Annotated in this window: 26 protein-coding genes; 13 read left to right on the forward strand and 13 right to left on the reverse strand. The window is 66.8% G+C overall.

Going from position 1 to position 25,562, the window contains the following annotated elements; genetic code table 11:
- The first annotated feature begins 321 nt into the window (after window positions 1–321).
- The gene (locus EV667_RS15595; RefSeq protein WP_245516172.1) at window positions 322–894 is read left to right on the forward strand and encodes a cytochrome c oxidase assembly protein; all 573 of its coding nucleotides are present in this window, start codon (window positions 322–324) and stop codon (window positions 892–894) included.
- Window positions 891–1,397, forward strand: coding sequence for a CopD family protein (locus EV667_RS15600; RefSeq protein WP_131836208.1), 507 nt, complete (start codon window positions 891–893; stop codon window positions 1,395–1,397). The genes EV667_RS15595 and EV667_RS15600 overlap by 4 nt, the downstream gene beginning before the upstream one ends.
- Here the strand turns inward: EV667_RS15600 and EV667_RS15605 are convergent.
- Window positions 1,358–1,867 (reverse strand): DUF2231 domain-containing protein, encoded by a 510-nt coding sequence (locus EV667_RS15605; RefSeq protein WP_131836209.1) that lies wholly within the window; start codon window positions 1,865–1,867, stop codon window positions 1,358–1,360. The genes EV667_RS15600 and EV667_RS15605 overlap by 40 nt on opposite strands.
- A gap of 33 nt (window positions 1,868–1,900) precedes the next feature.
- On the opposite strand from EV667_RS15605, the gene coxB reads away from it, so the two are divergent.
- The 3 genes from coxB to EV667_RS15620 are packed head-to-tail and all read left to right on the forward strand — an operon-like array spanning window position 1,901 to window position 5,447.
- Window positions 1,901–2,596, forward strand: coding sequence for a cytochrome c oxidase subunit II (gene coxB / locus EV667_RS15610; protein WP_131836210.1), 696 nt, complete (start codon window positions 1,901–1,903; stop codon window positions 2,594–2,596).
- Window positions 2,593–5,121, forward strand: a complete 2,529-nt coding sequence (ctaD, locus tag EV667_RS15615; protein ID WP_131836211.1) for a cytochrome c oxidase subunit I — start codon at window positions 2,593–2,595, stop codon at window positions 5,119–5,121. The genes coxB and ctaD overlap by 4 nt, the downstream gene beginning before the upstream one ends.
- Entirely contained in the window at window positions 5,118–5,447 is a 330-nt protein-coding gene (locus tag EV667_RS15620; protein ID WP_131836212.1) for a hypothetical protein, read from the forward strand. The genes ctaD and EV667_RS15620 overlap by 4 nt, the downstream gene beginning before the upstream one ends.
- 19 nt (window positions 5,448–5,466) lie before the next feature.
- Here EV667_RS15620 and EV667_RS15625 read toward each other — a convergent pair whose 3' ends face one another.
- The 3 genes from EV667_RS15625 to EV667_RS15635 all read right to left on the reverse strand — a co-directional run bounded on the left by EV667_RS15625 (window position 5,467) and on the right by EV667_RS15635 (window position 8,294).
- Window positions 5,467–5,652 carry a DUF2256 domain-containing protein gene (locus tag EV667_RS15625; RefSeq protein WP_131836213.1) on the reverse strand — a complete coding sequence of 62 codons (186 nt, stop codon included), beginning with the start codon at window positions 5,650–5,652 and terminating at the stop codon, window positions 5,467–5,469.
- On the reverse strand, window positions 5,649–7,187 hold the full coding sequence (locus tag EV667_RS15630) for a cryptochrome/photolyase family protein (RefSeq protein ID WP_131836214.1): 1,539 nt from the start codon (window positions 7,185–7,187) through the stop codon (window positions 5,649–5,651). The genes EV667_RS15625 and EV667_RS15630 overlap by 4 nt, the downstream gene beginning before the upstream one ends.
- 144 nt (window positions 7,188–7,331) lie before the next feature.
- The gene (locus EV667_RS15635) at window positions 7,332–8,294 is read right to left on the reverse strand and encodes a LysR family transcriptional regulator (protein ID WP_131836215.1); all 963 of its coding nucleotides are present in this window, start codon (window positions 8,292–8,294) and stop codon (window positions 7,332–7,334) included.
- Window positions 8,295–8,781: 487 nt separating this feature from the next.
- Here EV667_RS15635 and EV667_RS15640 point away from each other — a divergent pair, with 487 nt between their 5' ends.
- The 8 genes from EV667_RS15640 (at window position 8,782) to EV667_RS15675 (ending at window position 16,113) form a co-directional block, all read left to right on the forward strand.
- Entirely contained in the window at window positions 8,782–9,177 is a 396-nt protein-coding gene (locus EV667_RS15640) for a hypothetical protein (protein WP_131836216.1), read from the forward strand.
- A complete protein-coding gene (locus tag EV667_RS15645; RefSeq protein WP_131836217.1) occupies window positions 9,174–9,650 on the forward strand; it encodes a nucleoside deaminase in 477 nt (158 codons plus the stop codon). Before EV667_RS15640 ends, EV667_RS15645 begins: the two co-directional genes overlap by 4 nt.
- A 43-nt stretch (window positions 9,651–9,693) precedes the next feature.
- Window positions 9,694–10,857 carry an ABC transporter substrate-binding protein gene (locus tag EV667_RS15650; RefSeq protein ID WP_131836218.1) on the forward strand — a complete coding sequence of 388 codons (1,164 nt, stop codon included), beginning with the start codon at window positions 9,694–9,696 and terminating at the stop codon, window positions 10,855–10,857.
- 82 nt (window positions 10,858–10,939) lie between these two features.
- The gene (locus tag EV667_RS15655; protein WP_245516174.1) at window positions 10,940–11,848 is read left to right on the forward strand and encodes an ABC transporter permease; all 909 of its coding nucleotides are present in this window, start codon (window positions 10,940–10,942) and stop codon (window positions 11,846–11,848) included.
- The gene (locus EV667_RS15660) at window positions 11,845–12,651 is read left to right on the forward strand and encodes an ABC transporter permease (RefSeq protein ID WP_131836219.1); all 807 of its coding nucleotides are present in this window, start codon (window positions 11,845–11,847) and stop codon (window positions 12,649–12,651) included. Before EV667_RS15655 ends, EV667_RS15660 begins: the two co-directional genes overlap by 4 nt.
- A gap of 5 nt (window positions 12,652–12,656) precedes the next feature.
- Complete coding sequence (locus EV667_RS15665) at window positions 12,657–13,742, forward strand: ABC transporter ATP-binding protein (RefSeq protein ID WP_245516175.1); 1,086 nt, start codon at window positions 12,657–12,659, stop codon at window positions 13,740–13,742.
- Window positions 13,743–13,774: 32 nt separating this feature from the next.
- Window positions 13,775–15,292, forward strand: a complete 1,518-nt coding sequence (locus EV667_RS15670; RefSeq protein ID WP_131836221.1) for an amidohydrolase family protein — start codon at window positions 13,775–13,777, stop codon at window positions 15,290–15,292.
- Between the two features lie 20 nt (window positions 15,293–15,312).
- Window positions 15,313–16,113, forward strand: a complete 801-nt coding sequence (locus tag EV667_RS15675; protein ID WP_131836222.1) for a creatininase — start codon at window positions 15,313–15,315, stop codon at window positions 16,111–16,113.
- Between the two features lie 71 nt (window positions 16,114–16,184).
- On the opposite strand, the gene EV667_RS15680 is transcribed toward EV667_RS15675, so the two are convergent.
- The 9 genes from EV667_RS15680 to EV667_RS15720 are packed head-to-tail and all read right to left on the reverse strand — an operon-like array spanning window position 16,185 to window position 25,551.
- The gene (locus EV667_RS15680) at window positions 16,185–17,810 is read right to left on the reverse strand and encodes a phytoene desaturase family protein (RefSeq protein ID WP_131836223.1); all 1,626 of its coding nucleotides are present in this window, start codon (window positions 17,808–17,810) and stop codon (window positions 16,185–16,187) included.
- Window positions 17,811–17,857: 47 nt separating this feature from the next.
- Window positions 17,858–18,943, reverse strand: coding sequence for an aromatic ring-hydroxylating oxygenase subunit alpha (locus EV667_RS15685; protein ID WP_131836224.1), 1,086 nt, complete (start codon window positions 18,941–18,943; stop codon window positions 17,858–17,860).
- Window positions 18,944–18,987: 44 nt separating this feature from the next.
- Window positions 18,988–19,749, reverse strand: coding sequence for a class II aldolase/adducin family protein (locus EV667_RS15690; protein ID WP_131836225.1), 762 nt, complete (start codon window positions 19,747–19,749; stop codon window positions 18,988–18,990).
- Entirely contained in the window at window positions 19,731–20,627 is an 897-nt protein-coding gene (locus tag EV667_RS15695; RefSeq protein ID WP_131836226.1) for a sugar phosphate isomerase/epimerase family protein, read from the reverse strand. The genes EV667_RS15690 and EV667_RS15695 overlap by 19 nt, the downstream gene beginning before the upstream one ends.
- A gap of 2 nt (window positions 20,628–20,629) precedes the next feature.
- On the reverse strand, window positions 20,630–21,628 hold the full coding sequence (locus EV667_RS15700; RefSeq protein WP_131836227.1) for a fatty acid desaturase: 999 nt from the start codon (window positions 21,626–21,628) through the stop codon (window positions 20,630–20,632).
- Between the two features lies 1 nt (window position 21,629).
- The gene (locus EV667_RS15705) at window positions 21,630–22,442 is read right to left on the reverse strand and encodes an ABC transporter permease (protein WP_131836228.1); all 813 of its coding nucleotides are present in this window, start codon (window positions 22,440–22,442) and stop codon (window positions 21,630–21,632) included.
- Complete coding sequence (locus EV667_RS15710) at window positions 22,439–23,278, reverse strand: ABC transporter permease (protein WP_131836229.1); 840 nt, start codon at window positions 23,276–23,278, stop codon at window positions 22,439–22,441. Before EV667_RS15710 ends, EV667_RS15705 begins: the two co-directional genes overlap by 4 nt.
- A 56-nt stretch (window positions 23,279–23,334) precedes the next feature.
- Window positions 23,335–24,450, reverse strand: coding sequence for an ABC transporter substrate-binding protein (locus tag EV667_RS15715; protein WP_131836230.1), 1,116 nt, complete (start codon window positions 24,448–24,450; stop codon window positions 23,335–23,337).
- 18 nt (window positions 24,451–24,468) lie between these two features.
- The gene (locus EV667_RS15720; protein WP_425359035.1) at window positions 24,469–25,551 is read right to left on the reverse strand and encodes an ABC transporter ATP-binding protein; all 1,083 of its coding nucleotides are present in this window, start codon (window positions 25,549–25,551) and stop codon (window positions 24,469–24,471) included.
- Window positions 25,552–25,562 lie beyond the last annotated feature (11 nt).

The raw sequence follows: 25,562 nt of genomic DNA on the forward strand, positions 1-25,562 counted from the left end.
TCGCTTTTGCAGGAACCCCCTCCCTTCCGATGCGTTAGCGCCCGAGTAAGTTGCCCGCTACCTTACCCTGTCGAGAGTGTGGGCCCGGCCGACCCGGGCCGGGCAGCGCTTTCCAGGGGGAGGGGTCGGGCGGCGGGCGTCCGCCGGCGCCTCGCCCCGAAGCGTGAGAGGAGGCCGCGACTGGAACCGATCATCCCCTATTGCGGTCCGGCTCCCGAGAGCCTGCTGACAGCGTGGAACCTCGCGCCGCTCCCGCTCGCCCTGAGTGCGGCACCGCTGGTCCTCGCCGCCTTCCGCCCCGGGGTTCAGCGGGGGCCGGCCATGCTGGCGAGCGCGGCGTTGTTCCTTGCCTTCGTCTCGCCCCTGTGCGTGCTGACCGTGGGGCTGTTTGCCGCGCGCGGGCTGCATCATCTCGTGCTCGTGCTGGTCGCGGCGCCGGCGCTGGCGCTGGCCTGGCCGCATCGCCTGCCCTTCGCGCGGGTCGGTGGATTTGTCGGCCTCTCGGTGTTCCTGTGGCTGTGGCACCTGCCCGCCGCCTACACGCTCGCCTGGAACAGCCATGCCATCTACTGGACCATGCAGGCGGGCATGCTCGGCCCGGGCTGGGCGTTCTGGTCGCAGGTCTTCCACGCCGAGCGCCCCGCGGAGCGCATCGCCAGTGTCGGCATGGTGCTCGCTTTGGCCGGGCAGATGGGGCTGATCGCCGCGATCCTCACCTTTTCGCCGCGCGTCCTTTATGTCCAGCATCTCGGGGCGACGCAGGCCTATGGGCTCGATGCGCTGGCCGACCAGCAGCTGGCGGGGCTGGTGATGTGGGTGCCGGGCATGCTCCCCCTCGCTTTCCTCGGCGCGCTCCTGCTGCGGCGCGGCTGGCGGGAGGCGAGCCTGACATGATCGCCCTGCTCAAGGCCGTGCACATCCTCGCGCTGAGCCTGTGGTGCGCCGGGCTGCTGGCGATGCCGATCGTGCTGCAGGTCTATGGCCGGCGCGAGGAAGTCCGCACCCAGGCCGGCTTTTCCGAATTCCGCCTGCTGATGCATGCCGCCTATACGCGCATCGTCACACCCGCCGCCATCATCGCCATCGCGGCCGGCACGGGGCTGATCTTCGCCGTCGGGCTCACCCAGCCCTGGCTGGTGGCCAAGCTGGTGGCGGTGGCGGGCATGGTGCTCGTCCATGCCTGGCTGGGGCACCTGACAGTGGAGGCGTCGGAGGGACGGGGCACCTACCGCATGCCGCACGCGATCCTGGCCGCACCCGCCAGCGTGCTGTGCATGGGCGTGGTGCTCTATCTCGTCCTCGCCAAGCCGGACCTCTACCCGTGGATCGACAGTCTTCCGCGATTCATGACCACCCCTCAGGACCGTTCGCTGCCTGCCGCCTTGGTGCCGATTTGATAGTCGAAGACGAGTTTTCCGCCATGCCAGCCCGTCACTGCGGTCATCCCGGCCATGACCAGCGACAAGGCCAGCCCGACCGGCAGCACCGCGCCATCAGGGTCGCCGATGCGAATGATCCAGTTGGTGCCGATGAGCGAGAGCAGCATCACCGCCAGGATGAAATGCGTCCAGCTCGACGAGCGGTTACGGATGCCGCGCACCAGCAGCAGCTCGGCCGTGCCGGTGATGCCGGCCAGCACGCCCATGGCGAAGGCGCCGAACACCGCATAGGCGGCGACATGCGACCAGAAGCTGGCGCCGGTCCACATATAAAGAAGATCGGCCCCCAGCGTGCTGAACGCCAGCGCGATGGGAAACGCGACCAGCATCGCGTGCAGCGGATGGCCGGAAATGGCGATCTTCGATTCCGTGTCCTGCAAGGCCCGCCGCTCTTCCAGCGGATCGAACAGATCGGGGCGCGTGTCCATCGGGTTCCCTTCGCGTGGCGTGCCGTCTCTCCGGTGAAGTGCGCAGGCTTTGCTACGGTTCCCCTTCTTCTTGCGGGATGCAAGGGTCCGCTCTCCACCCTGTCGCCGGCAGGGCCGATCGCGCAGGACATCGCCTGGCTGTGGTGGGCGCTGCTGGCGGGGGCGGCGTTGCTGGCGCTGCTGGTGTTCGTGCTGGTCGCGCTCAGCTTCGGCCGGCCGCGCGAGGTGCCGGAGAAGCGCTGGACCTTCGGCCTTGGCGTGTGGTTCTCGCTGGCCGTGCTCACGCTCACCCTCGCGGCGGCGCTGTGGGTGGGCGAGCGCATCCTGCCACACGGGCCAGCGCTGGAAGTGCACGCCCATGCCCGGCAATGGTCCTGGACCTTCAGCCATCCCGGCGCGCAGGGCCCGAACGAGGCCGAAGGCGTGCTGCATATCCCCGCCGGCCAGCCGGTGGATGTGCTCATCACCTCTTCCGACGTGATCCATTCCTTCTGGGTGCCGCAGCTCGGCGGCAAGATGGATGCGATCCCCGGCCGGCAGAACCGGCTGCGCATCGAGGCCACGAGGCCCGGCACCTATGAGGGGCTGTGCGCCGAGTTCTGCGGGCTGGAACATGCGTCCATGCGGTTCGAGGTGATCGCGCATGATCCCGCCGACTGGCCGCCCGCCTCGCTGCCTGTATCGCCGCCCCTCTCGCCGCCCGCGCTGATGGAGGCCCCCCGGCCATGATCCCGAACGATGTAGCGGCGATCCCCCCCAACCCGCCGCGCCGGGCGCTCCACCTGCATAGGGAGCTGGACATCGTCTGGCGGAACGGCCCCGGCCTGTGGGGGCAGATCACCAGCGTCAGCCACACCACGCTGGGCCTGCGCTTCATGGGCACGGCGTTCGTCTTCTTCGGCATTGGCGGGCTTCTCGCCATGCTGATCCGCGCGCAGCTGGCGACCCCTCAGAGCGCCTTTCTCGACACGGCGCTCTACAACCAGATCTTCACGATGCATGGCAGCATCATGATGTTCCTGTTCGCCATCCCCATGCTCGAAGGGCTGGCGATGTACCTGCTGCCGAAGATGCTGGGCACGCGGGACCTCGCCTTTCCCCGCCTCTCGGCGCTGGGCTACTGGTGCTACCTGCTGGGCGGCAGCATCCTGATCCTTGCCCTGCTGGCCGGCGTCGCCCCGGGCGACGGGTGGTTCATGTACACGCCGCTGTCGGGGAAAACCTATTCGCCCGGCATCAACGCCGATGTCTGGCTGCTGGGCGTGACCTTCGTCGAGATTTCCGCGCTCGCGGCGGCGATCGAGCTCATGGTCTCCATCCTGCGCCTGCGGGCGCCGGGGATGAAGCTGACGCAGATGCCGCTCTTCGCCTGGTACATCCTCGGCACCGCCGCGATGATGCTGGCCGGCTTTCCCCCGCTCATCCTCGGCTCGGTGCTGCTGGAGATGGAGCGTGCCTTCGGCTGGCCGTTCTTCGACCCGGAGCGCGGCGGCGACCCGCTTTTGTGGCAGCACCTGTTCTGGCTGTTCGGCCACCCGGAGGTCTACATCATTTTCCTGCCGGCGGCGGGCGTGCTCTCCACCGTCATTCCGGTGCTGAGCCGCACGACCATCGTCGGCTATGGCGCCATCGTCGCCGCCATTCTCGGCATGGTGTTCCTCAGCTTTGGGCTGTGGGTGCATCACATGTTCACGGTCGGCATTCCCCATCTGGCGCTGGCCTTCTTCTCCGCCGCCTCGATGCTGGTGGCGGTGCCCACCGCCGTGCAGATTTTCGCCTGGATCGGCACCATGTGGCGCGGGCGGCCCGAGCTGAAGCTGCCGATGCTGTATGTTCTCGGCTTCTTCTTCACCTTCGTCATGGGCGGGCTGACCGGCGTGATGCTGGCGGTGGTGCCGTTCAACTGGCAGGCGCACGACACCGCCTTCGTGACCGCGCACCTGCATTACGTGTTGATCGGCGGCTTCGTCTTCCCGATGCTGGCGGGGGTGACGTGGTGGATGCCGCTGATGAGCGGGCGCCGGCGCATCAGGGGGCTGGGCGAGTCGGCGTTCTGGCTCATCCTGATCGGCTTCCACGGCACGTTCTTCCTCATGCACCTCACCGGGCTGATGGGCATGCCGCGCCGGATTCCGACCTATGCCGACAATCCCGAATGGATGCTGCTCAACCTCTCCTCGTCCTTCTTCGGCTTCGTCATGACCATCGGCTTCGCCCTGTTCACCATCGACCTCATCCTGCAGGCAGGGTTCGGCAAGCGCAGCGTGCGCGACCCCTGGCACGCACCGTCGCTGGACTGGGCGATGGCGCTGCCGCCGCCCAACTACAATTTCGCCTCGCTGCCCGGCGTGGAGCTGCAGAAGGCCGGCGCCGCCGATGCGATGCTGAAGCTGGCGCGCGGCGAGGGCTTCCTGCCCGGCGCCCCGCGCGGACGGCGCGAGATTCTCGTCACCTCGGTCGGTTCTGCCCGGCCCGAGCATGTGGCGCTGCTGCCGTTCAACACCGCCCTGCCACTCGTGGTGGCATTCGCCATTTGCGCCTTCGTGCTGCTGATGCTGGGCGGCTTCTACGCGGTGGCGCCGGTGGCGCTGATCCCCGTGGCCGGCCTGATCTGGGCCTGGGCACGGCGCGCCGTCGCTGCCGTCGACGCGGCGCCGGTGGAGATTGCGCCCGGGCTGCTGCTGCCGGTCCACCCGGCGAACGGCGCCACGCTGACGCAGAGTGGGCTGGTGAGCCTGCTGTTCGCCAATGGCACGTTCTTCGCCTCGCTGCTGTTCGGGCTGGCGTTTCTCACGTTGGTCTCCCCCGGCCCGCCTGTGCCGGCATGGCAGGCGGACGGAACGGTGCTGCTGGCGGCCATCGCCGTGCTGGCCCTCCTCGCGGCGGGCACGCTCGGCGGGCGGTGGGCGCTGGCGCGTGTCGAGGCCGGCCAGCCGGCCGGGGCGGCGCTCATCGGCTCGGTGGTCGCCAATCTGGCGGCGCTCGTCGCCCTCGCCGCGCTGGCGCTGGGGGTGTTGCCCGACCCCACGCGCCATGCCGGCGACGCCGTGCGCGCCGCCCTTGTCGCCTATGTCGGCCTGCACATCGCTGTCGCGGTGCTTTTCAGCGCCTTCGCGCTCGACCAAGCGCGCCGGGGCGAACTGAACCCCGCGCACGCCGGTTCGCTGCGAAATTGGGGCCTGTGGCAACGCTACACGCTCGCCGCCGCGGCGCTGGCGACGGCAGCCCTGTGGGCGCAGGAGTTGACGGCATGAGGCGCGTCGGCGGCATGGGCTGGCTGGGCTGGCTGATCGCCGGGCCCACCGTTTGGGCGGCCGCCTTTTCTGTCGCCTACGGACTGCACGGGCTGGGCTGCGAGCTTGGCTGGCCGGCGCTGAGCCTCGGCCCGGTCAGCCTGCAGCGCGTGGCCATCGCCCTACCCTCCCTCGCCGCGATCCTTGTCTGCCTCGTCCTGCTGGCGCGGGTGAAGACGGCGTTGGGACCGGAAGCCGGCATTCCCCGGCTCGGCCTCTGGATCGGCCTGATCGCTACGCTCTACACGATGGCGCCGGTGCTTGTGGCCACGAGTTGCAGGGTCTGAACGCGCGGCGCGCGGCCGCTCATCCGCTATCGGGCGAGGCGGCGACGGGCGGGCTTTTCTGCTGGCGGCGGCCACGGCAGGCGTCCGAGCAATAGAGCACCTCGTCCCAGACCCGGCTCCACTTCTTGCGCCAGGTGAACGGCCGCTGGCAGACAAGACAGGTCTTGGTCGGCAGGTTCGCCTTCACCGTGCGCTTCCCGCTCACAGCGTCCCCTCGCGCATGGCGCGCAGATGCGCCCGCGCCTGATCGCGCAGCGCCGCCTGTTTCTCGCCGCCCATCTTGTCCCAATTGGCGTAGACATAGGGCATGCGGGCATTGCCGCTGAAGCGGTCGCGATGGCGCGCCAGAAAATCCCAATACAGCGCGTTGAACGGGCAGGCGCGCGCGCCGACCGAAACGGCGGGGTCGTAGGCGCAACGCTCGCAGTAATTGCTCATGCGTTTGATGTAGTTGCCGCTGGCCGCGTAGGGCTTGGAGGCGAGGATCCCGCCATCGGCGTGCAGCGCCATGCCGAGCGTGTTGGGCGCTTCCACCCACTCATAGGCATCGGCATAGACGGCCAGGTACCATTCATGCACGGCCTTCGGCGCGATGCCGGCCAGAAGCGCGAAATTGCCGGTGATCATCAGCCGCTGGATATGGTGGGAATAGGCATGGTCATAGGTATGGGCGAGCGCTTCGCGCAGGCACGCCATGCGGGTCTCCCCGCTCCAATAAAACCAGGGCAGCGCCTCGTCGGCGCCCAGCGCGTTGCGCTCGGTATAGCCGGGCATGAAGCGCCAGTAGACGCCGCGCACATACTCGCGCCACCCCAGTATCTGCCGGATGAAGCCCTCGGCCGCGTTCAGCGGCGCCCGCCCCTCGCGAAAGGCCGCTTCGGCCTTGCGGCAGACCTCCAGGGGGTAAAGCAGCCCGGCATTGAGATAGGCCGCGAGCAGTGAATGGCTGAGATAGGGTTCGCCCCGCACCATCGCGTCCTGGTAATCGCCAAAGCCGGGGAGGATATGGGCGATGAAATGGTCGAGCTCGCGCAGGGCCTGGCGCCGCGTCACCGCGAAATGGAAGGGCTCCAGCCGGCCATAGCCCTGCGGAAAATGCCGGCGCACCAGATCGAGCACGTCGAGGGTGATGGCGTCCTTGCGGAAGCTCAGGCGCGGCGCAGACGTCAGCCCGGCCTTGGGCGGCTTGCGGTTCTCCGCATCGAAATTCCAGCGCCCGCCCGACGGCGTGCCATCGGGCTCCATCAGGATGTCGTAGCGCCGGCGCATCTCGCGGTAGAAGTACTCCATCCGCAGTTCGCGCCGGCCCTCGGCGAAGGTGCCGAACGCCGCGTGCGAGCAGAGGAACCGCGTGTCGGGGAGGACATCGAGCGGAACGGGAAGCGCCAGCCGCAACGCCTCGAAGCCTTCGCGCAGCCGCCATTCACCCGGCTCGGTGACGACAACGCGGCTGGGCGCGAGCGCCGCCACCGCGCGGAGGATTTCGCCGTCGAGGCTCTGGCTGTTGCCCTCGTCGTCGAGCGCGACATAGCGCACCGTGTAGCCCGCGCTTCGCAGGGCTTCGGCAAAATGGCGCATGGCGGCGAACAGGAAGGCGATCTTCTTGACGTGATGGCGGACATAGCTGGCCTCGCTCATCACTTCGGCCAGCAGGAACACGTCCCGGCCCTTGTCGGCACCGGCCACGACATCCAGTTGCGACGACAACTGGTCCCCAAGGACCACCCGCAACACGCCCATTCCGCAGCTTTCCCCTCAACGCCCGTGGCGCCGACCTTGCCCCAGGCGCGGTGATCTGGCCATGGCCGGCACGGGAGGGGCGTGTTTTCGCAGAGGGTCTGGTCGGGCGCGGGCGACGATCAAATACATCGCCGGGGGCGGGGCTCATCGCGGCACGGCCCGCCCCGCCTCCCCCCGGCTTTTGTCCGCCCGCAGCCGGGCGCGCCAGGCGCCGGTCTCCACCATGCCGGCGATGACGTCGGCCATCACCTTCGCCACCGCGTCGCTGCCGCGCGGGTTCATGGTGCGCGGCGACACCACCACGGACAGGCGCCACGAGGGTGTCGGGTCGAGGATGGGCACGGCGACCATCTCGCCACGCCGCATTTCCTCGACAAAGGCGAAATGCGGCATGACCGCCAGCGCCCGGCCCTGCTGCACCAGCTGGGCAATGGCGGGCAGGCTGTCGCAATCCATCGCCACCGGCTTGATGTCGTGGCGGGCCGCGAACCGCTCGATCACCGTGCGCAGCACATTGGGCGCGCCTGGCAGAACGATGGGATGCTCGAACACCCCGCGCAGCGTCACCCCGCCGCTGGAGGCGAGAGGATGGCCCGGCGGCACGAAGAGCATCAGTTCCTCGACCATCATCTCGGTCCAGGCGACATTCTCGAAGGCGCGGCGGTCATAGAGCAGGGCGACGTCGAGCCGGCCCATCTGCAGGAACTCGTCGAGATAGCCGGTCATCGCCTCCACCACGCGCAGGGTGATCTTGGGCTGGCGCTCGGCCATGGCGGTGATCAACGGGATGGACAGGCCGCGACAGGCCGAGGTCGGCAGCCCGACCGCGACGCGGCCTGAAGGATTGACCGACTGGGAACGCACGACATCCTTTACACGCTCGACCTCCTCAAGGATGCGGCGGGCATGGTCGTAAAGCTGCTGACCCATTTCGGTCGGGGTCACGCCGCGCGCATGGCGCAGGAGCAGCTCGACGCCCAGTTCCTCTTCGAGGTTCTTCACCTGCTGGCTCAACGAGGGCTGGGCGATCCGCAGCATTTCGGCGGCGCGTGAGAAATTGCCGCTTTCCGTGATCTGCACGAAGTATTTCAACTGGCGAAGATCCATGGACCACCTTTCTCACGCGTCACCTCTGCGTGCCGCCGTCCAAATGTCAAACTGACTAACAAAGCATCATTTGCATAATCTATAAGCATTCAATTTTTGATTATTCAATAAAATCCGATAGTTATATCAATCCAACAGTGATCACAAATGCCTATAAATAGAGACGATAGGAATAGCCTATACTGCTGATTGGAAAATCGTCTTTGTCGATTGCCGCTGCTTGTCTCTAGCCTCTCGTCTCGTCGAGCCACGGAACTCCGTCCCCCCGAGTCCCGTGGCATCGGGAGAGACGACATGCCTTCATCACGATTTCTGCGCGGCCAGCATCGGGCGGCGACGGGCGCGCTTGGCCTTTCGGCAGGGGCGCCACCGCGACTCGCGCTCCCGCCGGCGTGGAGGCGGTGGTGACGGCGGGGGTCGCGGGCTTGCCAGCGTCGCCGGCCCTGTGCCGGCCGCGCGCGCCCGCTCCACAGCCTCGCGGGTTGGCATGCGCATCGCATGGTCGCCGGCGCTCGGCTACGCCCGGCCGGAGCCGGAGGTGCTGCGCGTGACCGAGCAGGCGGTGCGGAAGCTGGAAGACCTCGCCGCCACCGTCGAGCAGGTCGACACGGTGTTCGCGAACGATCCGGCCGATCTCTGGATCGGCGAATTCTCTACGGGCGACGGCACGCGGCTGCGCGACATGCTGGAGACGAAGCGCGAACGGCTCGACCCCGCCGGGCTGGCGGGCGACGGCATGCCGGTCGGGCTGCAGATCGTCGGCCCGGCTCTGGGCGAGGCCAATGTGCGCGTGACGGGCGGCATCGAGCGCGTGCGCGGCCCCGTCGACCTCGTTTCTCCCGCCCTCCATCGCCTTTTTCCGCCCAGCGAGGCCCCATCATGAGCACTCACGAGACCTTCATGCGCCGTGCCATCGAGATCAGCCGCGACAAGATGCGGTCGGACGGCTCGGCGCCGTTCGGCTGCGTCATCGTCAAGGATGGCGTGATCGTCGGCGAGGGTGTGAACAACGTCGTCAACAAGCACGACGCCACCTCGCACGGCGAGGTCGAGGCGATCCGCGACGCCGGCCAGAACCTCAAGACCTGGGACCTCAGCGGCTGCGATCTCTATACCACCTGCGAGCCCTGCGAGATGTGCGTCGCCTCGATGTTCTGGGCGAAGATCAGCCGGCTCTATTACGCCAATACGCTGAAGGACTGCGCGGATATCGGCTTCAAGCTGGAACCGCTGACGAAAATGGTCCGCAGCGACCTGCACGAGCGCACCCTCCCCGCCGAACGCCTGCTCCCCGCCGAGGCCCGCGACGTCCTCGACGAGTGGGCGGCCTCGCCCGGCTTCAGTGCGTTCCAGTGAGTGCCGGCCCAATCAAAACGACCTTCCCGATGGAGACGACGACATGAACGAGTTCGACGGCCCGATCACCGATTTCCGGGCGCTGCTGCACCCGATGAACCGGCGCCGCCTGCTTCAGGGCGCCAGCGTGCTTGCCGGCGCCGCCGCGCTCGGCGTGACCGCCACCGCCCCCGAGCCCGCCTATGCCCAGGACAAGGTGCTGAACCTGCTGTCCTGGCCCGGCCATGCCGACCCGGCGGTGGTCAAGCCGTTCGAGGACAAATACGGCGTGAAGGTCGTCGCCAAGGAATATGTCGGCGGCGAGCCGATGCTGGCGTTGATGAACCAGTCGCCCCCCGGCTCGTTCGACGTGGTGCTGGCGGACGCCGAGTACATTCACATGCTCAAGGAAGGCGGCTTCATCGACAAGATGAACCCGGCCGACTACCCGCTCGCCGACTACTGGCCGGAGTTCCAGAAATTCGAGCCGCACTGGGTCGGCGATGACCTCTACTCGGTGCTGATCCGCTTCGGCTATCTCGGCATCGCCTACCGCACCGACATGCTCTCCGAGGCGGACGTGAAGTCGTACAAGGCGCTGTGGGACCCCAAGATCAAGGGCAAGCTCGGCTTCTTCGACTGGTACCTGCCGACCATGGGCTGCCTCAGCCTCTATGACGGCAACAAGCCGCCCTTCGACATTTCCGACGCCGCCTTCGGCAAGCTGAAGGAGACGCTGTTCTCGCTCAAGCCGCAGACCGCCGGCTTCTATTCCATGGCCGACCAGTTCTCGATGCTGACCAACGGCACCGCCGCCGCCATTCCCGGCGTCGGCGACTGGGTGGTGCTGCTGCTGCAGAAGAGCGGCGTTCCGGTTTCGGCCACCGTGCCGGAAGAAGGCGGCATCCAGTGGACCGAGTCGATGTCCATCGTCTCCTCTTCCACCAAGAAGGACCTCGCCAAGGCCTTCATCCAGTACATGTCGTCGCCGGAAGGCCAGGTGCGCTCCTCGATCATGCCCGCCTACTGGGCCTCGATCCCCAACAAGAAGGGCTGGGAGCTGCTGAACAAGGACCACCAGGCCGAGGCCAAGGCGCTGCGCCACACCTTCGACGCCCGCAACGTCATGGACGAATACAAGGACGGGAAGATCTACATCCGCAAGACGCCGGTGCAGCAGAGCATCGAGCAGTGGAACGACGTCTGGTCCGAATTCAAGTCGATGTAGCCCGCGCACGCCCGGCAGGCGGCCACGCGCCGCCTGCCGGTGATCGCCTGTCGTGTCTCACACTACCAGCCCCTAAGGCTTCATGAGCGAACCTTTGCCCACGCCGGACACCGGACCCGCCCCCCTTGCAGCCACCTCGCGACGCGCCGCCGGGGCACGCTTCGCCGTGTTCTGGGGCGCACCGCCGGCGCTGTGGCAGGCCGCGTTCTTCCTGGTGCCGCTGGGCTTTCTGGTCGCCATGACCTTCTGGTCGGTGAAGAATTTCCGCCTGACGCCCGACGCGACGCTGGCCAACTGGATGTTCATCCTCAATGCCGGCTTCTTTCGCAGCGCCTATGTCTACACCTTCTGGCTCGCGGCCCTGACGGCCGTTATCGCCAGCCTCGCAGCTTTCCCCGCCGCCTATACGCTGGCCTACAAGGTGAGCCCGGCGACGCGGCGCTTCATGATCTTCATGCTGGTGGTGCCGTTCTTCACCAGCTATCCGGTGCGGATCTACTCCACCCAGATTTTCTTCAGTCCGCAGGGCATCATCAACACCGTGCTGGTGCCGCTGGGGCTGGGGCCGCTGCAGGTGCTGAACACGCCGACCGGCACGGTGGTGGGCTATCTCGTGCTCACCCTGCCGCTCGTGGTGCTGCTGCAGACCTTCGCCCTCGCCAATGTGCCGCGCATCCTGATCGAGGCGGCACATAATCTCGGCTGCGGCCGGTTCCGCACCATCTGGTCGGTTATCATCCCCTCGGCCCGCATCGGCCTGATCGTCGCCGGCACCTTCGCCTTCGTGCTGGCCTTCGGCGACTATGTGGCGCCGACCTATCTCGGCGGCTCCCGGCCACCCACGCTCAGCATCCTCATCGCCGACCAGGTGAAGTCCGGGAACAATTGGCCGCGGGCTTCGGTGGTGGCGGTGATGATGATCGTGACGCTGATGGTGGTGATGCTGGTCATGATCGGCCTCGCCTATGGCCGCCGCAAGGAGAGGGCATGAGCATGGCCGCGCTCCGCCGCTTCCTGCTGGTCGCCTATACGGGCCTGGTGTTCGCCTTCATCTTCGCGCCCATCGTCTCGACCATCGTGTTCTCGTTCAATGCCGACCGATTCCCCAGCCTGCCCTGGGGCGGGTTCAGCCTGCAATGGTACGAGGCGATCTTCGCCGACGCGACGATCCAGCGCGGGCTGGTGAACAGCCTCGTCGTGGCCGGCGTCACCTGCGTGATCGCCACCTTCCTCGGCTTCTCCGCCGCCTATGTCGACTACCGCTACCGCTTCCTCGGCAAGTCGGTCTATCTCGCCCTCGCCGCGCTGCCGCCGACCGTGCCGGTGGTCATTCTCGGCGTGGCGCTGCTCACCTTTGAGGGGCGGGTCGGGCTGTCGGGGACGCTGCAGGGCATCATCGTCGGCCATGTCGTGCTGGCGACGCCCTTCGCCATGGCGCTGGTGCGGATGCGGCTCGCCGATCTCGACCCCGACATCGAGCGCGCGGCGTGGAATCTCGGGGCCTCGCCCTTCGCCACCATGTTCGGCGTGATCGTGCCGTTCTGCGCCCCCGCGATCCTCGCCGCGCTGTTCCTCACCGCCGCCGTCTCCTTCGACGAGTTCATGATCGCCTGGTTCGTCTCGGGCGTGAACGAGACGCTCCCGGTGCGCGTGCTGGCGATGCTGCAGGGGCAGGTCAGCCCGCGCATCAACGCCATCGGCGCCATCGTGTTCGGCGTCAGCATCACCCTGATCGTGCTCGCCCAAGTGCTGCTCGGACGCATGTCCGGCCGCGCCGCCCGGAAGAAAGGATGACGCGCATGGCCACCCCCATGATCGAGCTCGACCGTGTCGCCAAGCATTATGGCAACCAGGCCGCCGTAGCGGATGTTTCCTTCGTCATCGAGAAGGGCGAGTTCATCGCGCTGATGGGCCCTTCCGGCTGCGGCAAGACCACGACGCTGCGGATGATCGCCGGCCTCGACGAGCCCTCCTCCGGCGAAATCCGGCTGTGGGGCCGCCGCCTCAACGAGGACGCGCCCTGGGAGCGTGACGCGCCGCTGGTCTGGCAGAGCTACGCGCTGTTCCCGTTCATGTCCGTGCGCAAGAATGTGGAATTCGGCCTCAAGCAGCGCCGGCTGCCGGCGCCTGAACGCCGCAAGAAGGCCGACGAATGGATGGAGCGGCTCGGCATTGCGGGCTTTGCCGAGCGCGGCGTCGACCAGCTCTCCGGGGGCCAGCGCCAGCGCGTCGCGCTCGCCCGCGCTTTGGCGCTGGAGCCGGAAATGCTGCTGCTCGACGAGCCGCTCTCCGCTCTTGATCCGCATCTGCGGGTGCGGATGCAATCGGAGCTGGTGCGGCTGCACCGCGAACTCGGAATCACCTTCATCTGCGTCACCCACAGCCATTCCGAAGCCTTCGCCATGGCCGACCGCGTGGTCATCATGAACGAGGGCCGCATTCAGCAGATCGGCGCGCCGAGGGACATCCACCGCCGCGCCGCCAACCGCTTCGTGGCCGAATTCGTCGGGGGCAACAACATCTTCACCGGCACGGCGCGGGTCGACGAGGATGGCTCGATCGCGCTCGCCGGGCCGGTGGGCACGGTTCATGCGCCCGCCCCTTCTGACGGCGGCATCGTCACCGGCGCCGCCGCCACGCTGGTGGTTCCCGCCGACCGCATCGAACTGGCGGCGGAGAGCACCGGCGCCGGCAATGAGGTGCAGGCGCGCGTCGTCACGGTGGAATTCGTCGGCTCGACCGTCACCGTGTTCCTGGAGACCGAGGGCGGCGGCGAACTGCGCGCGCAGCGTTCCCTGCACGAGATGGAAAACACCCCGCTGGCCGTCGGCCAGCCGGTCGTCGCCCGCTGGTCGCCGCAGCAAGGCTTCTTTCTCCCCTCCTGAGTTTTGCCCGCCTGATTTATGGAGTGAATGCGATGTCGACCTTCATCCGCGGCGCCACGGTGCTCGCCATGGGCGGCCCGAACGGCAGCACACCCTTTCTTGGCGACGTGCATGTCGAGGGCGACCGCATCAAGGCCATCGGCGAGGGCCTGCCGGTGCCCGCAGGCGCCACAATCATCGACGGCGCCGGCAAGCTGGTCATGCCGGGCCTGATCAACGCGCATCTGCATTCCGGCGAGGCTCTGTTCAAGGGCCGCTACGACAACCTGCCGCTCGAACTCTGGATGCTCTACGCCTACCCGATCCTCGGCGCCAAGGGGCTGAGCGAGCGCATGATCTATCTGCGCAGCATGGTGGTGGCCATCGAATCGCTGAAGACCGGCGTCACCTGCCTGACCGACGACATCTTCGAGGCCCCGCGCCAGTCGCTCGCCCAGCTTGGCGCGGCGGTCTCGGCCTATGACGATGCCGGGATCCGCGCCACCGTCTCCGGCCATGTGATGGACCGGGACTTTCTCGATTCCATCCCCTTCTCGCGCGAGCACGTGCCGGCCGAACTCCAGGCGGAAGTCGCCAAGCTGACCCCGCCGACGACCGACGAGTACCTCGCCTTCGCCAGGGAGGCCCACGCGCAGTTCCATGGTCGCTCGGGCCGCATCCGCTTCATGCTGGCGCCCTCCGCGCCGCAGCGCTGCACGCCCGAGCTGATGCAGGCGGTGAACCAGCTGGCGCTGGAATGGAAGGTGCCGTTCCACACCCATATCGTCGAGACCAAGGTGCAGGGCGTCACCGGCCCGGTCATGTATGGCAAGTCGCTGATGCGCTACATGGCCGATCTCGGCCTAATGCACCCGGGCACCGCCATCGCCCATTCGGTCTGGGTGAGCGAGGATGACATCGCCCTGATGGGCGAGGCCGGCGTCTCGGTGGTGCACAACACCATTTCCAACCAGAAGCTCGGCGCCGGCATCGCGCCGGTGCGGCAGTTGCTGAACGCCGGGGTCAATGTCGCGCTCGGCTCCGACGGCATCTCCACCAACGACACGCCGCGCATGTTCGACGTGATGCATGCCTGCGGCCTGATCCACAAGGTGACGACGCCCGACTACACACAGTGGCTGAGCTCCGCCGAGGTGCTGCACGCCTGCACGCTGGCGGGGGCCAGGAGCGCGCTGATCGGCCATGAGACCGGCTCGCTGGAAGAAGGCAAGAAGGCCGACCTGCTGGTCATCAACCTCGACACGGTGTGCTTCACGCCGCGCCACGACATCCTCAACCACCTCGTCTACAGCGAAAACGGCTCGTCCATCGAGAAGGTGATGGTCAATGGCGAGATCGTGGTCGAGAACGGCAAGCTGTTGAGGATCGACGAGAAGGCGCTGCTGGCCGAGCTGCGGTCGCTGATGCCGGCCTTCAACGACTATCATTCAGGCGTCGAGGCGGCCAACCGCGCCTTCGCCCCCGCATTCGACGCCATCCACCGCCGCTGCAACCAGGTCGATCTCGGCATTCACCGCCTGGTCGGCACCAGCGACATGTGGCCGGCATGACCCAAGGCGGAGCCCCCGAGATGAGCAACCCCACCCCTTCATCGCCCCTGATCCGCATCGCCGACATGACCTGGTACGAATTCGCCGACCGGGTGAAGGAGAACCCCATCGTCTTCCTGCCCACCGGCTCGGTCGAGCAGCACGGCCCGCATCTGCCGCTGCTGACCGACGTGATCCTGCCCGTCGCGGTGGCCGAGGCGGTGGCGGCGGAGGTCGGCGGCATGGTCGCCCCGGCGGTGAGCTATGGCTACAAGTCGCAGCCGAAATCCGGCGGCGGCAACCATTTTCCCGGCACGTTGAGCCTCGATGCCAGCGTGTTCATCGCCCTGGTGCGCAACATCGTCAACGAACTGGTCCGCCATGGCGCGCGCAAGATCGTGCTGTTCGACGGGCACATGGAGAATGCGTGGTTCCTCGTCGAGGCCGCCGATCTCGCCCTGCGCGACCAGGCGATGCTGGGGCGCACCGACGTGAAGATCGTCAAGCTCGGCTATTGGGACTTCATCAACAAGGCGACCGAAGCAGTGCTCTTTCCCGACGGCTTTCCGAGCTGGGAACTGGAGCACGCCGCCGTCATGGAAACCTCGATCATGCTGCATGTGCGGCCTGATCTGGTGCGGCAGGACAAGATCCCCGACGACCCGGCGGCCGTCTTCCCGCCCTTTGACGTCTATCCCTTCGACACCCGCCCCATTCCGCCGACCGGCGTGCTGTCCTCGGCCAAATCCTCCTCGGCGGAGAAGGGCGCGGTCGTGCTGGCGCAGGTGGTGCCCGATATCGCGGCGAGCCTGCGGACGGCCTTCGCCTCGGCCTCGGAATGAGCGGGGAGCCGTGACGGGCTGAAAAGCCCTGCACGGCGTCGGGCGGCGGGGTGGCTCCGGTTACCGGCCGCTCAGTTCCGCCGGGCCTTGATGTCCCGCAGCACCTCGCGGGCGGCGTTGAAGCCGGGAATGCCGGAGACGCCGCCACCGGGATGCATCGAGGAGCCGCAGATATAGAGCCCCTTCACCGGCGTGCGGTAATCGGCATAGCCCGAGACCGGCCGCTGGAAGAACAGCTGGTCCGCCGAGAGTTCGCCCTGGAAGATGTGGCCCTGCGGCAGGTTCACGATGTTCTCGATGTCAGGCGCGACAAGCAGTTGCGCCTCGATGACGTCGTCGCGGAAGCCGGGAGCATAATCCTCGATGGTGTCGAACACCGTCTTGCGGAAATTCTCCTTCTCGCTCGCCCAGTCGCCGCCCTTCAGCGTGTAGGGCGCGTGGCCGCCGAACAAATTGACCACGTGCTTGCCCGGGGGCGCCAGCGTCGTGTCCACCATGGTCGGCACCACAGGCGTGATGAAGGGACGGGACGAGTACCAGCCATGCTTGGCCTCGTCATAGGCGCGCTCCAGATAGTCGATGTCGGGCGCGATGTGCATATAGGTGGGGTAGTCGAAGCTGCCGAGCGTGCCCTCGCGCCGTATCCGGTCCAGAATGCGGTATTGCGGCGGGCGCTCGCAGGCGATGTTCATCTTGAAGGCGGTGGAGAAGGTCCGGTAGCCCTTGATCTCCCGCACCAATTCTTCCGGCAGGTGCCGTTCGCCGACAAGGTTGAGATAGAGGGTCTTGGCGTCGGCATTGGAGATGATGGTCTTCGCCGCATAGGTCTCGCCGGTGGTGGTCGAGACGGCCGTCACGCGGCCGTTCTGGACGCGCACTTCCCGGATCGGCGCGCCGGTGACGATGTCGACGCCCTTCTCGCGCGCCGAAGAGGCCAGCGCCTGCGTGATCGAGCCCATGCCGCCCTTGATGAAACCCCAGCCGCCGGCGCCCTCATGCTCGCCCATGATGTGGTGCATGATGACATAGGCCGAGCCCGGGGTTTTCGGCCCGGCGAAGGTGCCGATCGAGGCGTAATAGGCGAGCACCGCCATGATGCGGTCGTCGTCGAACCATTCGCGCAGGAAGTCGTAGGCACTCATCGTCAGCATGTCGACGATGCGGTACATCTTCCGCCCGATCTTGCGATGGCGCCACAGCAGCGAGGCGCCATCCTTGAAGGTGCGCCAGTCGCGCTTGGTCGGGTCGACCGGCGTCTCCCACAACAGCTTGCGCACGATGTTCGCCGCCTCGTTCAGGTAGCGGTCGAACTCGGGATAGATGTCCGCATCGTGCTGGGAGAAGCGGGCGAAGCTCGCCTGCGACTTCGCGATGTTGTCGGAGAACAGGATGTAGTTGTCCCCATCGAGCGGGGAGACCATGTCGGAACAGGGAAGCACTTCCAGCCCGTGCTTCTTCAACTCCAGCTCGCGGATGATGCGCGGGTGCAGGAGGCTCATCAGATAGGAGAAGATCGAGGCCCGGAAGCCCGGCGCGATTTCCTCCGTCACCGCCGCGCCGCCGACGACGTCGCGCCGCTCCAGCACCAGCGCCTTCTGCCCCGCCTTCGCGAGATAGTTCGCGCACACCAGCCCGTTATGACCCGCGCCGATGATGATCGCGTCGTAAACCTTGCCTGCGGTGACGTCGGCACTCATCGCTTCAACCCCAACCTGACTGGTGACGGCTCAAAGGGTGGATCAAACTACTCGGCAGCGACACCGCGCAGCGGGGATTTCGGTTCGCGCCCATTGCGGCACATGTCCTGGAAAGACTTCACCGCGTATTCGTATTTCGGCGAGAGCGGTCCGCGCGTGTAGATGCCGGCCTCGAGGTTGCGCTGCACGCCGGTGATGATGTCGAGATCCTCGGTGACGATCTGCGCCGACCACTCCGCCGACTGGCGGTTCGCCTCCGCCTTATCCGGCGAGACGTCGTTGAAGAAGTACCAGTTGATGTGCCGGATGCGCCCCGGCCCCAGCGGCTCGACGGTGGCGATGGACGAACCCCAGTCATAGAGATTCAGCATGAGGAATGGGAAGCGATAGAAATAGAGCCCCCGCGTCAAACCGCCGTCCCGCTTGGGCGCATGCAAATGGAAGAACTTGTCCGTCGCGTAGGTGTCGATGCGGTAGCTGTCGATATCCATCGACTCGCACAGGCCCGGATGCATCGTCCGGCAATGGTAGCATTCGAGATAATTCTCGCCATAGACCTTCCAGTCGACCGCGCAGTCGCGGTTCTTCGACATGAAATACTGCTGCTGCTCCAGCGGATAATCCGCCGCCATGTCATGGATCGGGCCGAGCCATTCAACGAGGCTCTCGCCGCCGCGCGCGATGCGCAGGAAGACGAGGCCGCGCCATTCCTCGGCATCGATGGCGTAGAGCCCCCAGCCCTGGGGATCGAAGGTGATGCCCTCGCCAAAATCCACAGCCTTGTTGAGCCTGCCGGAGCGGGTGTAGCTCCAGCTGTGATAGGGGCAGACCACCAGCTTGCCGCAGTGGCCCTCCTCCTTTTCCAGCAACTGCGCACCGCGATGGCGGCAGACATTGTGGAAGGCGCGCACGACGCCGTCATCGTCGCGGATGACGAAGACGGGATAGCCCGCCAGCGTACCGGAGACATAGTCGCCCGGCTGCTTCAGCCGTTCCGCCCAGGTGAACAGCATCCAGTTGCGGGCGAAGATCTCCTTGCGCTCGCGCTCGTAAAGGGCCGGGTCGCAATAGTCGCTGGCCGGCAGGGTCCAGTCGAACGGGCCGCTGCCGGCGGCACTGGTCTCGGCGTTCATGTGCGTGCTCCCGGGCGTTCGGATCTTGCTGATCCGTTCAGGTTTCAGGTGCGATAGGACGGATCGATCGCGTCGAGCATGCGCAGATGGGCGTCCCATTCGAGCTGGAGGTCGCCGTCGTCGAAATTCATCTGGTCGTACTGCGCGCCGACCCTCTCGCAGACATCCGTGGGCGGCAGCACGATCTCGCGGCCCATGGACAGCGTCGCCACCTGCACCTCGCAGGCGCGTTCCAGATAGAACATCAGGTTGAACGCCTCGGCGACGCTCCGCCCGACGGTGAGCAGGCCGTGATTGCGCAGCAGCAGTCCGCATGTCGTGCCGAGGTCGGCGATGATGCGTTCGCGCTCGTCGAGGTCGAGCGCGATGCCCTCATAATCATGCAGGCCCAGCCGGCCATAGAACTGCAGCGCGATCTGGTTGAGCGGCAGCAGCCCCTCCTTCAGCGAAGCGACCGCCATGCCGGCACGGGTATGGGTGTGGATCACGCAGGCGGCGTCGTGCCGCGCCATGTGCACGGCGGAATGAATGGTGAAGCCGGCGGGGTTCACCCGGGCGGGACTTTCGCCGACCTTGTTGCCGTCGACGTCGATCTTCACCAGCGAGGAGGCGGTGATCTCCTCCCAACGATACCCATAGGGGTTGATGAGGAACCGCCCCGGCTCGCCCGGCACGCGCACGGTGCAGTGGGTGTAGATAAGGTCCGTCATCCGGAAATGCGCAAGCAGGCGATAGCAGGCGGCGAGTTCGACCCGCTGCTGCCATTCGGCGGCGCTCATATCGGGGCTCAGGCTGGCGACGGCCATGATGGCTCTCCTTGCATGTCACGGGCGGATCGGGGGATGGGAAGCAGGGCGGCGGCGTCCCATTGCTCGAACGCCCATCGGCGGAGCAGCAACGCTTCCCCCGCGCGGTCCGACAACTCGTCGCCCTTCGCATCGGTAATGGCGTAGTCACGCGGGCCCAGCTCGCAGAGGAAAAGACAGTCGGCATCGGCGCCGTGGCGCGCCTGCCAGAACTGGAATCCGCGCCGCCACCAGTCGAGAAAAACGTCGATCCACGGCCGGTGCTGGGGGAAATGCAGCGGCAGTTGAACCTGGCAGCGATTGGCGACACGGCCCTGGAAGCTGTCCGAGCGCTCCAGCAGCCGGTCGACCTGCGCCTGATAATCGGCGCTGATCGGCAGCATCATCTCGCGGTCGACGACATAGTGCGAGAGGTCGGCGGCGAGCCGCATGCCGGGGATCGCGTCCATGAGCAGGAGCGTCGCGAACATGTCGTTGGTGATGCAGTTGCGGTGCGTCTCGAACTGGAGCGGCACGCCCTCCTCCTGCCCGACCCGCATCCACGCCTCGATCACCGGCACCATCTCCGCAACCGACAGCGGCATCACCTGCCCGATGACGATGACGAAGGGCGCGCCGATGTCCTTGGCGAGGTGCAGCGCCGGGCGCAGTTCCTCGATCGAGCGCGGGAAGGCCGTCAACAAGCCGCCGAGCCCGGTGCGGGCGAAGTCCGGCACGGTTCGGCGCGCGGCCTCGATGTCCATCGCGCCGAGATCGATCGCCATCCCGTCGAAGCCTGCCTCCTTCACCGCGTCGAAGCGCTCCGCCACGGGCCGTTCCGCCGTGCCGGGATGGCGCAGCTCAGTGGCCCAGAGCGACTGGTAGACCTTGAGCGGCATGGTCAGGCCTGCTTCGCGGTGCGCGGGCCGACCGGCTCAAGGTCGGTGTCGTCCATGATCCAGATCTTGTCGTCGGGATAGTCAGCCTCGGTGCGCCCGTTCCAGAACGCCTTGATCACCGCCAGCTGGAAGCCGAGATAGGTCATGGAAGGGGGCTTGCGGCCCTTTTCGACGAAGATGCTGCGGTGCAGGTCCGGCAGCCGGTGGAACGGCACGCCGGGGAAAGCGTGGTGCGCGGTGTGGAACTGCATGTTCCAGCACATCCAGCGCATGATCGCGTTGGTGCGCGTCGTGCGGGTGTTCTCGGTGATCTGGTCGACATGGGGCAGGCCGAGATGCTCGATGGTGTTCTGCAGCTGGTGCACCGGCTTCATGACAAGCATCGGCAGCAGCCACAGCTTCACCGCGATCCAGCTGCCCGTCGCCACGGAGAGAACGGCGATCAGCGCATAGCCCGCGAGGTGCCAGCGTGCCTCGCGGATCACCTTGGCGTGCTGGTCGGCGGGAATGTAGTGCTCGCCGACGATGCCGAGCGCGAAGCGGACGACGCGGCGGATGCGGGTGTACCAATAGGTCGGGCCGAGCACCCAGAGCAGGTAGGACGCCATGGAGTAGCGCTCGCGCCCCAGCTCGCCGTCGCCTTCCCAGTCCTGCGTATAGCGGTGATGGGCGAAGTGCTGGATCTGGTCGAAATCGCGCGGATAGATCAGCACGAAGCCGAACAGGCGGCCGAAGATCTCGTTGAGCGCCTTGGTCCTGAAGACCGTCGAATGGCTCATCTCATGCTGGCCGGCATAGAGGAAGTTGATCAGCATGCCATGCGCGATGAACGCCGGCACCATCCACCACGTGCCCCATGTGAACCAGAGAGCCGCACCGGTGATCGCCAGCGCGCCGAAATGACTGCCAAGCTGGAGGAAGCCCGAGACATCTGACTTCAGGCTCAGTTCCTTGAGCCGGGACGGACTGATCATGTCCTTGCGGCCGAATACCTCGTCCATCTCACTCCTCCTCAAATTCGGGGCGGCGCTGGAACGCCATGCGGGCCAGCAGGATCAGCAGGGTGACGACGATCAGCACCACCGAGATGGCGGCGATGGCCGGGTCGACATTGTCGCGAAGCCCCATCCACATCAGGCGCGGCAGGGTGATCGCGTCGATGCTGGTGATGAACAGCGTCACGCCGATCTCCTCCCAGGACAGGACGAAGACCAGCAGCGCCGCCGTTGCGACGCCGAAGGCGATGTTGGGCAGGATCACATGGAAGATGCGCTGGACGACGCTCGCGCCCATGCCGCGCGCGGCGAGGTCGATGCGCCGGTCCAGCTGCGCCAGCGCCACCAGCACCATCACCACCGCGAAGGGAACGGTCATCACCACATGGGCAAGGGTCACGCCGATGACGCTGTCGAAACCGATGGCGTGGGACATCCGCGACATGCCGGTCAGCAGGAAATACAGCGTCATCGCCGAGACCACCGGCGGCACGATCATCGGCAGCAGCACGAACCCGACGAGCCATGATGAGAAGCGCGGCTGCAGCATCCAGATGCCCAGCGCGAAGCTGGTCGCCAGCACGGTCGACAGGACGCTGGTAAACAGGCCGATGCGTGCACTCAAAAGGATGCTAGCCAGCCAGTCGGGATTCTCGAACAGCGTGCGGTAATGCGTCAGCGAGAGACTGCCCTTCGGCAGCGTCAGCATCCGGCCGGGCGTGAAGGAAATCGGCACCACCGCCAGCAAGGGCAGCAGCAGGAAGGCGCCGACCAATAGGGCCAGCACGAGCGCGACGGGACCGGGGCGCCGGATCCTCATCGCCCGCCCCCCGTCAGGCCGAGCCGGGCGAAGCGGGCGAGCAGGCCCATCAGGCCCGCCACTAGGATGACCAGCGCCACGCTGATCGCCGCGCCCAGCCCCCAGTCCGGGCTCTGGAACATGCGCAGATAGACCAGCTCGGCTACCATGATCGACCTCCCGCCGCCGAGAATGGCCGGGGTGACGAAGAAGCCGAGACTGAACACGAAGACGATCAGCGTCGCCCCGATGACGCCGGGCAGCGTCAACGGCAGGAACACCGACCAGAAGATGCGCAGGCGTGAGGCGCCCATGCCGCGCGCGGCCAGCAGCATCCGCTCGTCCACCGTCCGCATCGCCGAGGCGAGCGGCAGCACCGCGAATGGGATGAGCACATGCACCATGCCGGCGATCACGCTCGGCTCGTTGCGCACCAGCGCCAGCGGCCCGTCCGTGAGACCGAGCGCCTGCAGCGACGTATTGACGATGCCGCGCGTGGACAGCAGGGCCAGCCAGCCGAAGGCGCGCGTCAGAAGCGAAATCCAGAACGGCACGAAAATGCAGATCTCAATCAGGCGTCGCTGCATCCTCGTGCCGCGCACCCAGACATAGGTGACGGCATAGGCGCAGGCGACCGCGATCACCGTCACGATGAGGCAGATGCGAAACGTGCGCAGAAACGCCGACTGCACCAGCGGATCGCCCACCAGCCGCTCATACTGGCCTAGGCCGGGCTCCGGCAGCGTGACGCTCCAGAGCGCGACGCCGAGGAACGGCACCGCATAGGCAAACGCCAGGAACAGCACCAGCGGTGCCATCAGGGCGAGTGCGGGCCAGAATGCCGAGCGGTTGCGCATGGGTTCATCCGTCGAGGAGAGCCCTTCCGCACGGGTCGCGCGGAAGGGCGGGCGGATCACGCCGAGATGACCCGGGTGAACTCGTCCAGCGCGGTGCCGTAATTGTCGGCGTACCAGGGCATGTCGAGCGCGACCTGGCTCTTCATGTTGGCGGGGTCGACCGGGTTGAAGCGTTTCTGGTCGGCCGGGATCAGCGCGTCGGTCGCCGGGTTGGCCGGACCCTGCCCCAGCATCTCGAACATGACGAGCTGGCGCGCGGGGACGGAGGTCGAGGCGATGAACTTCATCGCGTTTTCCGTGCCGCCGGGGTTATTCTTGACCACCGCCAGCGCGCCCGGCGACAGCAGCCCCTGGTCCCAGGTGAACTTGATCTGCCCGCCGGAATCCTTCTCGATCAGCGAGGCGCGGGTCGACCAGATCAGCCCCATCGAGGCGTCGCCGCTCAGCATCAGCTGCTGGCTCTCGGCGCCGCCACCCCAATAGGCGGCGACATCCGGCTTCAGCGCGGCGATCTTCGCGTGGGCGCGCGCGAGATCGAGCGGGTAGAGCTTGTCGGGCGCCACGCCGTCGGCCAGCAGCGCGGCCTCCCACATGCCGGCGCCCCATTTGTACATGGTGCGCTTGCCCGGGAACTTCGCCACATCGAAGAAGTCGGCCATGGTCTTGGGCGGATTGGAACCGTATTTCTCTGCGTCATAGGCGAGGACGTAGGAGAAGAAATAGGTCGAGGCGGCGTATTCCCAGTCGAAGCCGGGACGCATCTTGGACTTGTCGACCACGCTGTAGTCGATCGGCTCGATCATGCCCTGCTTGCCGAGCGAGATCGCCGAGAAGGGGTCGGCATCGACAATATCCCAGGTCGGCTTGCCGCTTTTGAACTGCGCCGCGATAGCGCCCTCGGTCGGGCCGGTGCCGTCCTCCCTGACGACGATGCCGGTCTCCTTCTCGAAGGGCTGGCCATAGGCCTTGTCATAGGCTTTCAGCGCGTCGCCGCCCCAGTTGACGAGGACGAGCTGGCGCACCTGCGCCAGTGCACCGGGTGAGCGCAGGAGCAGGGGCGTGCCGCCGAAGATCAGGGCGGCGAGCTGGGTGAAGCGGCGGCGGCTGATGTCCCCCCGGGCGGCCTTCGCCGCGAGGATATCGAGGCAGTCTTTGCGGAATGCGTCGTTCACGGCGTGCTCCTGCTGTTTTCAGCTTTGCTCTGGAAGAAGGAAGCCATTGTCGAAGGACCAGTTGACCCAGAAGTCCGGACCGCGATCGAGGATGTGTCCGGCGGCCACGCTCGGCAGGGTGACGGTGAGCGGGGTTCCGCTGCGTGTCGCGAAGGCGAGGCGCATGGCCGAGCCGAGATAGGTGGTGCCGACAAGCCGGGCGGGAACGCCATTGCCCTCTGCCGGCGGCTCGGCGCTGACCGACATGTGCTCGGGGCGCACCGCCAGCACGGCGCTTCCGTCGAGATGGTCGTGCCGGGGCGCGGTCAGGCGCGCATCCTCGAACGTGCCGCTGGTGCCGCGCGCGCAATGGCCGATGCCGCCGACCGGCAGCAGGTTGATCTCGCCGAGGAACTCGGCGACGAAACGGCTGGACGGCCGCTCATAGATATCGCGCGGCGCGCCGACCTGAAGCAGCCGGCCATGGTTGAAAATGGCGATGCGCGAGGACAGCGACAGTGCCTCGCTCTGGTCATGGGTGACGAAGACGAAGGTGGTGCCGAACTCGCCGTGCAGCCGCGCCACTTCCTCCTGCATGCGCCCGCGCAAATGCTTGTCCAGCGCGGAGAACGGCTCGTCGAGCAGCAGCACGGGCGGCTCGAACACCAGCGCCCGCGCCAGTGCCACGCGCTGCTGCTGGCCGCCCGAAAGCTGGGCGGGGCGCTTGTTCTCATGCCCGGCGAGCCCGACGCGGGCGATGATGGCGTCGACCCGGCGGGCGATGTCTTCGCGCGCGATACCGCGCACCTGAAGCGGAAAGGCGATGTTCTGCGCGACGCTCTTGTGCGGGAACAGGGCATAGCCCTGGAACACCATGCCGAAGGAGCGGTCCTCGGCGCGGCTGCCGGTAATGTCGACCCCGTCGCTGAGCAGCCGGCCCTCGCTCGCGGCCTGAAAGCCGGCGAGCACCATCAGGAACGTGGTCTTTCCGGAGCCGGAGGGCCCGAGCAGGGTCAGGAATTCACCGGGCGCGATGTCGAGCGTGATGTCCTTCAGCGCGGTGAAGTGGCCGAAGGATTTGCCGATCCCGATCACCTGCAACCCGACAGCCCGTTTGCTCACGTCGCTGCGCG

It is taken from the genome of Ancylobacter aquaticus, assembly GCF_004339465.1.
GTDB classification, from domain to species: Bacteria; Pseudomonadota; Alphaproteobacteria; order Rhizobiales; family Xanthobacteraceae; genus Ancylobacter; species Ancylobacter aquaticus.